Origin of the sequence: Paenibacillus sp. FSL K6-3182, assembly GCF_037976325.1 — a bacterium.
GTDB lineage: Bacteria > Bacillota > Bacilli > Paenibacillales > Paenibacillaceae > Pristimantibacillus.
This window is the reverse complement of the sequence record NZ_CP150265.1, coordinates 4,661,570-4,674,415: the sequence shown is the minus strand read 5'-3', so window position 1 is coordinate 4,674,415 and position 12,846 is coordinate 4,661,570. Positions and strand designations below refer to the sequence as shown.

Annotated in this window: 11 protein-coding genes; 6 read left to right on the top strand and 5 right to left on the bottom strand. The window is 44.0% G+C overall.

Going from position 1 to position 12,846, the window contains the following annotated elements:
* Positions 1–113: 113 nt before the first annotated feature.
* Both MHH56_RS20790 and MHH56_RS20785 read right to left on the bottom strand, forming a co-directional pair.
* A complete protein-coding gene (locus tag MHH56_RS20790; protein WP_339203581.1) occupies positions 114–2,111 on the bottom strand; it encodes an LTA synthase family protein in 1,998 nt (665 codons plus the stop codon).
* A gap of 63 nt (positions 2,112–2,174) precedes the next feature.
* Positions 2,175–3,317: a class I SAM-dependent RNA methyltransferase gene (locus tag MHH56_RS20785; RefSeq protein ID WP_076266796.1), complete on the bottom strand. Its 1,143-nt coding sequence runs from the start codon at positions 3,315–3,317 to the stop codon at positions 2,175–2,177.
* Between the two features lie 142 nt (positions 3,318–3,459).
* Between MHH56_RS20785 and MHH56_RS20780 the strand changes: the two genes are divergently transcribed.
* On the top strand, positions 3,460–4,092 hold the full coding sequence (locus tag MHH56_RS20780) for an O-methyltransferase (protein WP_339203580.1): 633 nt from the start codon (positions 3,460–3,462) through the stop codon (positions 4,090–4,092).
* Between the two features lie 882 nt (positions 4,093–4,974).
* Here the strand turns inward: MHH56_RS20780 and MHH56_RS20775 are convergent.
* On the bottom strand, positions 4,975–6,198 hold the full coding sequence (locus MHH56_RS20775) for an MFS transporter (RefSeq protein WP_339203579.1): 1,224 nt from the start codon (positions 6,196–6,198) through the stop codon (positions 4,975–4,977).
* Positions 6,199–6,518: 320 nt separating this feature from the next.
* Between MHH56_RS20775 and MHH56_RS20770 the strand changes: the two genes are divergently transcribed.
* The 5 genes from MHH56_RS20770 to MHH56_RS20750 all read left to right on the top strand — a co-directional run bounded on the left by MHH56_RS20770 (position 6,519) and on the right by MHH56_RS20750 (position 11,842).
* On the top strand, positions 6,519–8,186 hold the full coding sequence (locus MHH56_RS20770; RefSeq protein ID WP_339203576.1) for an ATPase, T2SS/T4P/T4SS family: 1,668 nt from the start codon (positions 6,519–6,521) through the stop codon (positions 8,184–8,186).
* A gap of 35 nt (positions 8,187–8,221) precedes the next feature.
* Complete coding sequence (locus MHH56_RS20765; RefSeq protein ID WP_339203573.1) at positions 8,222–9,259, top strand: type IV pilus twitching motility protein PilT; 1,038 nt, start codon at positions 8,222–8,224, stop codon at positions 9,257–9,259.
* Between the two features lie 33 nt (positions 9,260–9,292).
* Complete coding sequence (locus MHH56_RS20760) at positions 9,293–10,504, top strand: type II secretion system F family protein (protein ID WP_339203571.1); 1,212 nt, start codon at positions 9,293–9,295, stop codon at positions 10,502–10,504.
* A 143-nt stretch (positions 10,505–10,647) separates the two neighbouring features.
* Complete coding sequence (locus MHH56_RS20755) at positions 10,648–10,998, top strand: prepilin-type N-terminal cleavage/methylation domain-containing protein (protein WP_339203570.1); 351 nt, start codon at positions 10,648–10,650, stop codon at positions 10,996–10,998.
* A gap of 70 nt (positions 10,999–11,068) precedes the next feature.
* Positions 11,069–11,842: an A24 family peptidase gene (locus tag MHH56_RS20750; protein WP_339203568.1), complete on the top strand. Its 774-nt coding sequence runs from the start codon at positions 11,069–11,071 to the stop codon at positions 11,840–11,842.
* Here MHH56_RS20750 and MHH56_RS20745 read toward each other — a convergent pair.
* Entirely contained in the window at positions 11,839–12,345 is a 507-nt protein-coding gene (locus MHH56_RS20745; protein WP_339203566.1) for a hypothetical protein, read from the bottom strand. The genes MHH56_RS20750 and MHH56_RS20745 overlap by 4 nt on opposite strands.
* Positions 12,346–12,365: 20 nt before the next feature.
* Positions 12,366–12,821, bottom strand: coding sequence for a prepilin-type N-terminal cleavage/methylation domain-containing protein (locus tag MHH56_RS20740; RefSeq protein WP_339203564.1), 456 nt, complete (start codon positions 12,819–12,821; stop codon positions 12,366–12,368).
* Between the last annotated feature and the right edge of the window lie 25 nt (positions 12,822–12,846).

Below are 12,846 nucleotides of genomic sequence, written 5' to 3'. Positions count from 1 at the left end.
TGTGAAGGAATGTTAGGTATACCGAATATAAAAAAGAACCTTTAAATCCACTATTGAATGTGGATTTGAAGGTTCTTTTGTTTTGCTTTTTCATAGCTTACCAAGCTGCAACGTTAACGACCAGCTGTCTCAAGCCCATTGCTGCTGCGAGCTTCTGTAGCGGTTTGCTCCTTGAAGTCAGCGATGAGATTGTTCATGACGATTTGATCCGACATGTTCAGCTCGGTGCGCGAGTCTTCAAAGGCACTTATGCAGCCGCTGACTGGTATGGATGCTTTGTCTTGGATGTTCCAGCATGCTCCGTTCTCAGCGATGCCATCCGCTGAAGGCATAAAGTAGAGGGTACCATCAGTGAAGGCACCGTTTCTTTGCACGACCTTCTTGCCAAGGAGAGGATTCTCCATAAGCAGAGGCATGCCAATTAAATATTGATCAGCCGTCGAAATGCCGAGCAGATGCATGATCGTAGGCGTTACATCCAGCTGACCGCCGACATTCGTATACGTTCCTGCATGCTCGTTCTTAGGCAAATGTATGAGCAATGGTACCTGCTTCACAATCATTTGACTCTCTAAATCATTCAGTGGTTTGCCAAGGAAAGTCTCAAACAACGACCAGTCATTAATTGAGTTGTCGTGATCCCCGTACATGACGAGAATCGTATGATCCCAAAGCCCTTCTGCTTTCATTCGATCAACCAGCTCACCGAGCGCGGCGTCTACATAATGAATTGATTGCAAATAATCCCCCATTAATGTACCATCCAGCTCGCCAAGGTTAAGCTTTTGCTCCTCTTCCGGCATCGTGAACGGATAATGGCTGGAGAGTGTAATCAGAAAGGAGTAAAAGGGCTGTTTCTGATCGGCAATGACGTCAAAGGATTGTCGGAAGAAAGACTTGTCTCCGAGAGCCCAGCCTATTTTTTCATCTAGTTGAAAATGCTTTAAGCTGTAAAACTGATCATATTGCATGTTTTTGTACATCGTATTTCGGTTCCAAAAACCACCCTCATAAGAGTGGAAGACGGATGTCCCATAATCGTTTGCTTTCAAGGTGCTGGACATGCAATCGAATTCGTTTGGTGCATATTGGATGAAAACCGAGCCGTTCGTGACGGGCTGCATGGAGCAGTTTGCCATGAAATCGGCATCCGAGGTTCTGCCTTGAGCGGTTTGTTGATAAAATTGACTGAAATAGGCGCTCTGCTCAATTAAATCGTTTAAATTCGGGGTAATTTCTTTACCGCCGATTGATTTATTAACCATGAAGTTTTGGAAAGCTTCGAGCTGCAGCATAATGACATTGCTGCCTTTATATGCGCCAAATAAAGCATCCTGTTCAAGCGTTTTCCGCTGGTCGCCGCGTTCTTGAATCCAGTTTTTAGCTCCCGAATACTGCTCAGCGGTAACCGTCTCCGCATCCAGCCAGTGTTGTTTGACATATCGATACACATCATAGCCATGAAAACCAAGCGCACCCGTCATGTTGTAGATGGACAGATTCCACCAATTGCCGACCAAAATACCTTGTCCCCATGTACGCTTCGCTTCATTTACGTTTGTGAAAACAAGCGATGTTCCGATGCCAAAAATCACAGCGCTTAGAACGATGCGGACGATTGCCTTTTGCATGCCAGCAGGCTTGCGACGATACTCATTCGCTTGACGAAGATCACTCCGCCCTCGCCATAATGCGTAAATCGCAAAGGGAATGATAACAATCCAATCGAGGAACAAAATAAAATCCGTCGCTCGTAGAAGTGTGCCGATACTCTCGCCTAAGGAGTCTACTTGACTGAACTGAAGCAATACCGGAACGGAGATCAGATCTTGAAAGTAGCGATAATAAATAATATCGGCATACAAAACAAAGGATGCGATCAAGTTCAACAAGATAAGTGCAACGATCCGTCCGCGTGCAGGCAGCCATATAGTCCAGAAGCTGAACAATAAAATGGCTCCGAGCTCAATAAGGGCATCTTTATCGGTCATTTTCATTTTTGGTACGTCAAGAATGGCATTGAATAGATAAACCTTCGCCATCATCACAGCCACAAATAAAAGCAAGTCTACAGCCTTCAGCTGCTCGAGCCCTATCAGAATCTTGCTCATCAAGCGGCGTAAAGCCGAGTGGTTATTATATAACATCTATAAAATATCCTTCCTCTTTCGTTACTATCGATTTCCGCGAGGGGGAAGCGGGCCAAAAAATTGCAAGTAATTACACTCGATACGTCCATTAAACAGCTTCCGCTTCTTATCCGCAGGACGTCCAAAATAGTGCTCGATTGTCGTAGATGGGCTAATCGAGAAATACGACCAAGTTGGGTAATGGAGCGCAGTCAATCCGAACTGACGCAGCGCAGCCTCTGCTTGTACATCATCGCCGAGACGTTCGCCGTATGGCGGGTTCGTAATAATAACGCCGTAATCGCCTTCAAGCTTCACTTTGGCAACGGGTTGTACAGTAAGCTTGATTTCTTTGCCGAAACCCGCTTTCTTAATAGCCGCTTCTGCGATTTCAATCGCTCCTGGATCAATATCAGAACCTGCAATTTGAAGTGGAACATCATCTTTGACCAAATCAAATGCCTCATCGCGCGCTTCATCCCACAGCTCATTCGGAATAAGCGGCCAGCCTTCGCTGTTAAAGCTTCTGCGAAGGCCAGGTGCGATGTTCCAGCCAATCATTGCTGCTTCAATCAATATCGTGCCGGAGCCGCAAAACGGGTCATAAAGCGGCCGATCAGGACGCCAGCGGCTAAGCTGAACAAGAGCAGCGGCAAGCGTTTCCCTAATTGGAGCTTCGGTTGCTACTTTCCGGTATCCACGTTTATGCAAGCCATCGCCTGTAGTGTCCAGCGTCAGCATGGCACGGTCATTCATAAGCGTAACTTCTATTACATAACGTCCGCCGTTTTCGGGAAACCATTCGGTACCATAACGTGCAGACATTTTATCAACGACCGCTTTTTTTACGATACTTTGGCAGGCAGGTACGCTTGTCAGCTGAGATTTTTGCGAGCGGCCATTTACAGGGAATTCACCGTCATTCGGAATCCATGTCGGCCAATCAAGCGCTTTGGTGCCTTCAAACAATTCATCGAAGGTGGTAGCAGGGAATTCTCCCATTTTGATTAGAATTCTGCCTGCTGTGCGCAGCCAAAGATTGGTGCGGCAAATATCGATAGGACCGCCTGTGAAATTAACGCGTCCGTTCTCTACCTGAAGATCGGTATAACCTAGATCCTTCAATTCACGTGCAACAACCGCTTCAAGCCCCATTGGCGCAGTTGCGATCAATTGTAACTTTTCCATTTTACACTCTCTTTTCATTAATTCTTGGTGACCTTAGCTTCATATCTAAAGCATAAGCTTGTAACCCCGTGAACAAAAACATACAATCAAGTATAGGACAAACTAGCTTGTTTTTACAAATTGTAAAATTGGAGAGAGTAGAATGACGTTGCAAAATGAACAATATGTGGATTCGCTTTATGTGGCAGATGCTGATCTCGAGCGTACAAAAGCAGGTATAGCGGCTAATGGAATGCCGGATATATCAGTTGCTGATGGGTATGGCAGGCTGTTAACGATGCTTGTATCGCTGTCGAAAGCACAAAATATTATTGAAATTGGAGCACTAGGCGGCTATAGCGGCATTTGCTTGGCACGGGGCTTGCAAGAGGGCGGTAAATTAGTATCGCTTGAGCTGCTGCAAAACTATGCTGATCTAGCCAAGCTGCATATGGAAGAAGCAGGACTCGGAGATAAGGTAGAGTATATGGTCGGTGATGCGAAGCAAAGCCTTGCGGAGCTGAAGTCTGCTGACAGGAAGTTTGATTTCTTTTTTATTGATGCAGATAAAGAAGGATATCCCATCTATCTGGACTACGCGATTGCACTCGCTAAACCGGGAGCGATTATTGTAGGCGATAATATTTTACTGCGCGGAAGAACGATCGATCCAGCTAAGGAAGGTCCAGCGGTTCGTGCCGTGCGCTCTTTTAATGAGATCATCGCAACAGACGATCGTTTGCAGAGCACGATATTGCCGGGCTACGATGGATTAGCGATAGCGATTGTGAAGTAATAGTAATGAAGCAAGCCTTGATCCACTTCGGTCTGATGCTGAAGGGGTTAGGGCTTGTTTTTTTGAGCGTCGGTTGGATGGTTGGATTGTTGTTGATGCTTAGAGGATGCGTTAAGCGCATATGTGTGCTTATCGGGTGCGAGTAGCGTTGATTTGAGTACTGTAAGAACCTATGTGTTCTTACAGGGTGAATATGGTGTGTTGGGAGTGCTCGGAGTAGGCTTTAAGCGCATATGTGTTCTTATGGGGTGGGAGTAGCGTTGATTTGTATGCTGTAAGAACCTATGTGTTCTTACAGGGTGAATATGGTGTGTTGGGAGTGCTCGGAGTAGGCTTTAAGCGCATATGTGTGCTTATGGGGTGGGAGTAGCGTTGATTTGAGTGCTGTAAGAACCTATGTGTTCTTACAGCGAGAATTTAGTGTGTTGGGAGTGCTCGATTGGTGCTGTAAGCGCAAATTTGTGCTTATGGAGTGGGAGTAACGTTGATTTGAGTGCTGTAAGCACATATGTATTCTTACAGCGAGAATTTAGTGTGTTGGGAGTGCTCGGAGTAGGCTTTAAGCGCATATGTGTGCTTATGGGGTGGGAGTAACGTTGATTTGAGTGCTGTAAGCACATATGAGTTCTTACAGCGAGAATTTAGTGTGTTGGGAGTGCTCGGAGTAGGCTTTAAGTGCATATGTGTGCTTAATGGGTGGGTGTAACGTTGATTTGAGTGCTGTAAGAACCTATGTGTTCTTACAGAGTAAAAGTAGCATGGTTTGGGTTTGAACTCAATTAGCACCAATGAGTGCTTACAACAAAAGTACATCACTTATTTAAAAGGGGTCATGAAGGAATTACATTTCCTTCATGACCCCTTACTGTCTCAAAAACCGAGTCAGCCGTCCTTGCCTTGCTGCTTAGGCAGCGGTCGTTTACGAAGCAGCGACTGCCATACCCATCCAGCGTTAATCATGAGCATGACCGCTGATACAAGAAACAAACCTTTAATGCCGATCCAACCGGAGAGGGCACCACCCGTGATCGGGCCAATCATGTTGCCTAGACTCATTGTGCTGGTGTTGAAGCTGTAGGAACGGCTCTCCATGCCGTCCGGTGTGTATTTTCGAATAAGGGAGTTTACGGCTGGGATAAGCCCCCCGAGAAAGATGCCAAGAAAAAAGCGGGCAATGAGCAATTGCCATACGGTGCCTGCCATCGCTTGTGGAATAAAGGCGAGCGACGAACCAACAAGCGCTACGCCAAGTACTCGTTCTGCGCCGATTCGGTCACTAAGCTTACCGAGCAGCGGCGAGGACACGAGATTAGAGAGACCGGTGACTGATCCGACGAAGCCTGCCAAGAAAGCAAGGTTGGCCGTTGTCCCGTGAAGCTCCTGAACATAAAGCGGAATAAGCGTCATTGGGCTCATCATAGCGAATTGAATGAGAAAAGTGACGGCAAATAACGCAGTAAGCTGAGGAATGCCGCTTAACTTTCGAAAACCTTCGATGACGGAGGCTTGCACGCGAGCAGCTGCTTTCATGCGGTCAAACGGTTCTTTTACAACAAATAGAGCAAGCAGCGAGGCTGCGAACAGCAAAGCTCCTGTCAGGTAGAAGATCGGCCTAAAGCCAATAGAATCCGCGAGCAAGCCGCCAATAAATGGGCCAAGTATCGTTCCGGCAATGCCTCCTGATTGAATCGTTCCCATCGCGAAGCCCATCTTGTTTTTAGGCGTTGTTGCGGAAATTAATGCGATAGAAGCAGGGTTGAAGCCGGATATTGTCCCATTCACCATACGAAGCAGCAGCAAGTGCCATGGAGTTGTGGCAAATCCCATTAATACCATAACGATGGACATACCGAAACCAGAGCGGAGCAGCATCATTTTGCGACCGTACCTGTCAGCCATCTTTCCCCATATGGGTTGAAAAATAAATGACGTCACAAAGTTGCCCGCAAAAATAAGCCCAGCCCACACGCCGATCTCATGCTTATCGGTTAAACCTAAATCAAATTGCAAATAGAGGGACAGGAACGGAATGATCATCGTCATCCCAGCCATAACGAGAAACTGTCCGAACCACAACACGATCAGATTTTTTTTCCATTGTTCCATAAGAAAATTATAACATATGTGATCGATTCTAAAAAATTGCTTCTAATAAAATGATTAAAATGTACGAGTTTAAAATATTGATTAAATAATTTTTCTTCTTATTAAACGTTTATATTTATAATGGGAAGATTTTCATAGGTCATAAGACCCTTTTAAAATAGTTGTTCGCTTTATTAGGCTAAAATACTTATAGATTAGAGAACAATATAGTTCTAAAGTCATTGACAGATATGCTAGAACTTGATTTAATTAAATCAAGTTCCAAATTGTGAGAATATCTTTAGTATATCTACAAATTTATCGATAGATGGTGATGAGTTATGTCAGGTTTTCGTAAGCGAATAGGAGATTTGCTAGTCGAGTCTGGCGTAATTAGCGAAGAACAGCTGCAGCAGGCATTAATTCAGCAACGGGAATTAAAGACTAGGCTTGGCGACGTATTGATTTCAAAGGGTTACATAACACAACAGCAGTTTATTGAAGCGTTGGAATTTCAGCTAGGCATACCGCATGTACAAATCTATCGCCAGAAGATAGATCCTAAGATTATACAACTTATTTCTCAGAAGCTGGCCGACCAGCATTGTGTCATGCCGCTTCGCATGGAAAGCAATAAGCTGATTCTAGCAATGGCTGATCCGCTAGATTACTTCGCAATTGATGAAATACGTATTGCTACGGGGCTTCGAATTGAGCCAGTAATCGCTTCTAAAGATGAGCTTGTACGTGCCATTAACCGTTATTATGGGCTGCAAGATACAATCGAGCAGATCAGTCAAAATTTGCAGCTAAAAGATATAGACGAAGATCACGCGATTTCGGATGAGGATTCTCCTGTCGTGAAAACTGTCAACCAAGTTATTGTACAAGCTGTGCAATTGGGTGCAAGTGATATTCATCTTGATCCGCAGGACGGAAGCTTCCGCATACGTTATCGTGTGGATGGTGTGATGAGAACGGAGCGAACGCTCCCGCCTAATATGCATGGCATTATTGTAGCCCGAATTAAGATTATGGCTAATTTGAACGTTGCTGAGCGACGTCTTCCGCAAGATGGACGAGTGGAGCTCGATATTGATTTTCGAAAGGTTGATGTTCGGGTTTCTACTTTGCCGACGATTCATGGTGAGAAGGTTGTTATTCGAGTATTAGATCTTGGAAATTCATTGGCAGATATTTCAAAACTAACGTTATCCGAGCGCAATGAACAGGTCTTTCGCAAAAGCATTGAAATGGCTTATGGGGTAGTACTTATAACAGGTCCGACAGGAAGCGGTAAGTCTACAACACTATATTCAGCGCTAGCCCATTTAAACAAAGAAGACGTGAACATCATTACAGTAGAGGACCCGGTAGAATATCAGCTTGAAGGTGTAAATCAGGTTCAAGTAAATTCTACTAGTGGTTTGACATTCGCGAGAGGATTACGGGCTATTTTGCGGCAGGACCCGAACATCGTAATGCTAGGAGAAATTCGTGACACAGAGACAGCAGAAATTTCAGTACGTGCCGCAATGACTGGACATCTGGTTCTGAGTACATTACATACGAATAACGCAGTGAATTCAATTACAAGATTAATAGATATGGGAGTAGAGCCTTTTCTTATTTCGTCTTCTGTCAATTGTATCGTGGCACAGCGGCTTGTTAGACGGATTTGTAAGCATTGCAAGCAGAGATATACGCCGATTGATAAGGAATTAGAACTTATAACAAGCTATGGCATCCGAACGGATCACCTATACAAAGGTGCGGGCTGCGGAGAATGCGGTCGTACCGGCTATAAAGGCAGATTAGCCATTCATGAAGTGTTGCTTGTAGATAATGAACTTCGCTCACTCATTATTTCTAAGCGATCTGACAATGAGTATTATGAACATGCACTCAAGCAAGGAATGATCCCGATCATGGTGGATGGATTAAGTAAAGCAGCAGAAGGTCTTACAACGGTTACTGAGGTTTTTCGTGTGTTAGGGCTTGGAGAATAAAGGCTAGTTAGTTATTGCCAGGAGGGGGGCTGTACATGCAGGCAGAGGAAATGCTTCGCTTAGCTCATTCCAAACAAGCATCTGATATTCACATCACAGTTAATTCTCCCATCATATTCCGAATTCACGGAGAATTGCTACCCGTAAACGATGAATTACTAAAGCCGCTTGATACGCTCGAGCTCGCTAAGCAATTCATGAATGCAGAACAGTATACTGCGCTGCAACAAAACGGTGACGTTGACTTTTCTTACGGAGTAGCAGGGATCGCCAGATTTAGAATAAACGCGTATAAGCAACGAGGCAGCGTTGGACTAGCTATTCGAATAGTGCCCAGCCGAATTCCTACTATGGAGGAGCTGCGGCTGCCGCGGATGGCGTCTGAATTTGCGAAGAAACCACAAGGTTTACTTCTAGTAACTGGACCCACGGGAAGCGGGAAGTCTACCACGTTAGCATCCATCATCGACCATCTGAACCGAACGGAAAATGCTCATATTATAACACTTGAGGACCCAATAGAGTTTATATATGATCATAAGAAATCGATGGTCAATCAGCGTGAGGTTGGTCTGGATACGCCGTCCTTCTCTGATGGTCTGCGAGCGGCGCTCAGGCAGGATCCAGACATTGTACTCGTAGGTGAGATGCGAGATTTAGAAACGATAAGTACAGCAATTAGTGCAGCAGAAACCGGACATCTCGTATTCGGCACCTTACATACTGCGGACGCACCGCAAACGATAGATCGCATTATTGATGTTTTCCCGCCTGCAATGCAAGCGCAAATTCGAATTCAGCTAGCAGCCGTTTTACTAGGCGTCATCTCACAACGTCTATTGCCTAAGTCCGACGGACATGGAAGAACAGCTGCCTTTGAAGTTCTTGTCAATACGCCTGCTGTTTCAAATCTAATACGATCCGAGAAGATTTATCAAATACGTTCTGTTATGCAGACTGGCAAGGCGCTAGGCATGCAGACAATGGAGTATGCGCTGCGGGAACTCGTGCAGCAGGGTCAGGTTAAAATAGAAGCTGCACGTGAAGCGTTATTCGGATTCGGTGAGTTATAAGTTTAATATTCGAGTTTCATTGGAGTGGGTAAAATGCCGAAATATCGGTACAAAGCGATTACTTCCAGTGGCAAGAAGTCAATTGGAATTCTTGAAGCGAATACGATGCAACGTGCACGCGAGGCTCTCAACGAGAAAGGCTTGTGGGTCACGGATATATTAGATACGAATGAAACGACGTTATACAAGGATATATCGTTTGGCGGGCCGCGAGTCAAGATGGATCAGTTTACTGTCTTTTGCAGGCAGTTGGCGACTTTGTATCAAGCTGGTATTAGTTTAGTAGAGGCTGTTCAAATTTTGAGTGAACAGACCGATAGCAAAACCTTATCCAAACTTCTCGCAGCCATTGCTGAAGAAATGAGAGGCGGCAAACAGTTCTCTGAATCAGTGTCCGCATACCCTACCGTTTTCTCGCCTATATTTGTTAGCATGGTTCAGGCAGGTGAAGTAGCAGGAAATCTGGATACGATGCTGCATCGGTTAGCTGTTTTCTTCGAGAAAGAGCGCAACACAAGAGAAAAGGTAAAGTCAGCAATGGTCTATCCGACGGTGATGCTCGTAATGATGGTTCTCGTCGTTATTTTCATGATGCTTTTTGTTATTCCTCAGTATGTGACAAGCTTTGCGGGAATGGGAATCGAGCTGCCATTGCCAACGCGCATCGTTATGTCAGTTAGTGAATTTATGCAAAACTTCTGGTATATCGTAATTGCTGCAATGTTTGTGCCTAGCTTATTATGGAAATTTATTAGACGCACAGCTTCCGGCAGACAAAAGTTGGACTTCATGCTTCTCAAAATACCGGTATTCGGCACATTATGGCATAAGCAAGCAATTGCCCGTTTCTCAAGAACGTTTAGTTCGCTTATAGCTGCTGCTATTCCGCTTATGCAAGGCTTGTCTATCGTCTCAAACGTTGTAGGAAATGAGGCAATGGGGAAGGTGATTTCGGATACTCGGGAAAAGGTTCTAAGTGGGGAAACGATGTCAGACACACTTAAACAATCCAATCTTTTTCCCCCTATGGTTGTTCAAATGATGGCTATCGGCGAGCGTTCAGGTTCAACTGAGGGCATGTTGGATAAGGTTGCTGATTTCTATGAGTCAGACGTCGATCAGATGGCGGATCGTCTCAAGGCGCTTTTAGAGCCGCTTATGATTGTTCTGCTAACGGGGGTAGTGGGAGTCATCGTTATGGCGGTCATGATGCCGACTTTTAAGATGATGCAGAGCTATTTATAGATTGATGTTTCCAAATTACGGAGAATAAGCGTTATCCACTCTGAGCATAGATGTACCCCTTGCTCAGAGCTGCTTAAATGTAGAAATGGTTTCTTGGTTTTAATTGTTTTAAATATGCTTTAAAAATTGAGAGGAGAATGTTTATGTTAATGGCTTTGAAACGGAATCAAAAGGGTCTTACGCTTATCGAGTTGCTTGCGGTGTTAGTTATTGTTGGGATTATTGCTGCAATTGCTATCCCGGCTATTGGGAACACGATTAACAATTCAAAAATTAAAGCAGACGCTGCTACCGACCAAATTATTATCGAATCTGTGTTACGGTACGTGGTTGATGAAGAGAAAACTGCAACTGTGACAGATGCGGTTATTGACACAGAATTAGTAACTAAGGGATATTTAAATGCTATGCCTACTTGGAAAGTAACAGGTAATTCTAAGACTAAATTTACTGCAACGCTTAACGCAAATAAATGGACAGTAACCTTAAGCTAATAACAGTAGTATAGAAAGGCAACCTCCAAGGTTGCCTTTCTATAAATCTTTCAAGCAAAGAAGGGTCAAAATGACTACACCAGCTATTATCGCATTCGCGTTTTTTGGGCTGCTTCTTAGCGGTGTGCTTAACGCTGTTGCTATCCGATGGGATGAACGGCTTCTTTCTGTTTATCCACCTGTATACGAAATAAATAATCAAGTAAATCCGAAATGGTATGCTATAGTTCCATTGCTATCAGTAATAATCTCGATATTAAAGACCGCTGCAAGTGAAATTCGTATAGTGTGGCGATACCCCGTAGGCGATCTCATAACGACCGTTCTGTTTGCTCATGCAGCCTATTACATAGGCTGGAAACTCGAACTGTTCGCTGTTCTATTTTTCATTAGTATTTTAGTTATCATCGTACAAACAGATTTAACCGATATGATTATTCCAAATAAAGTGGTGGCGGTTGGTTTTATAGGCGCGGTATGCATTCGACTAATCGTTCATCCGCTTCCGTTATTAAATTATGGAATCGCTGCTATTACGGGCAGCGGGGCGTTGTTAATCATAGGCATCATAGGAAATAAGGTGTTGAAGAAAGAAACGATGGGTGGCGGAGATATCAAGCTTTATGTGTTCATAGGCTTGATCTTAGGCGTTAAGCTCACCTTGCTCAGTTTGTTTCTCGCCAGTTTATTTGGATTAATCGGAGGGCTTGCTTTGATTGCAACAGGGGCACAGTCCAGAGGCAAAACGATACCGTTCGGACCCTATATCGCTGTTGGTGCGTTAGCAGCGTATTATTGGGGGAACGGCTTGATAGGATGGTATTTATCTTTGCTAGAGTTTTAGCTGGTTCGCTGAGTAGTATAAACAACGGTCGATGTTTTTTTTATCGAATGATTTGGCAGCTTCATCTCAAGGCTAATCTCTATTCGGCCGTCGTTGGCATCAAATAGAATGTTTTCTACATGATCAGAGAATGTGAAGCTTGAGGTTGGAGTTGCGGCTACAACGTTCTCAACAATCGGTTTAAATGAGACTGTAAGTGATTTCGAAGAGCTATTGTAAGTGTAGTCAACCACCTCATCGTTCTCAGAGCTAACAAGGCGCAAATTACTAGATTTACTCACTAATGGAGCTGGTGAGTAGCCTTTACGGACTGTTTTCACAATTTGGCTCATGATATCCCTTTGCTGTTGGAGTGTTTTCTCTCTTGTTGAAACCTGACTTAGACTCATATTTGAATAGTTTAGCAAGTAGATTAAGAAGCCTAATATAATGACCGAAAGAACAAGAACGGCAGTAACTTCAACAAGTGTCAATCCTTTTTCATTTTTTAAAAATTGTCTCATTCCGTTCACCTCAATCGATATTATTTGTATTCAACATACGCTTCTAATTCGAATTTCTTCGAAGAAGAGACCTCGATACAAATGACGGTAACTCTGCGGAATATGGAGTCTAAGTCGGTTACTGCAGTATCGGTAAGAGACACTGTTCCTAACGAAGCTGTATGAGATTGAATGCGCAGTTCATACCGCCGATCAACAGCATCCGGATAATAAATGGTGGTTGATGCAAGATTTCGTAAATTCACTAGTGAAACGGCTTGTCCATACATTGAAGTTTGTACTGTGTTCGATTTTAGTTTGTGTTTGATTTCTTCCATAACATTTCTAGCAACAACAACAGCATCATCTGATTTTTCATTAGATTTGGTATCTAAAGCGGTCTGCTGCAAAATGAATATGATGCCTAGAACTGCGATGCCTAATAAGACGATGGAGCCCAAAACTTCTATCAATGTTAATCCTTTTTGATTGCGCATCGGGCAGCTCCTTTATACTTAAGTA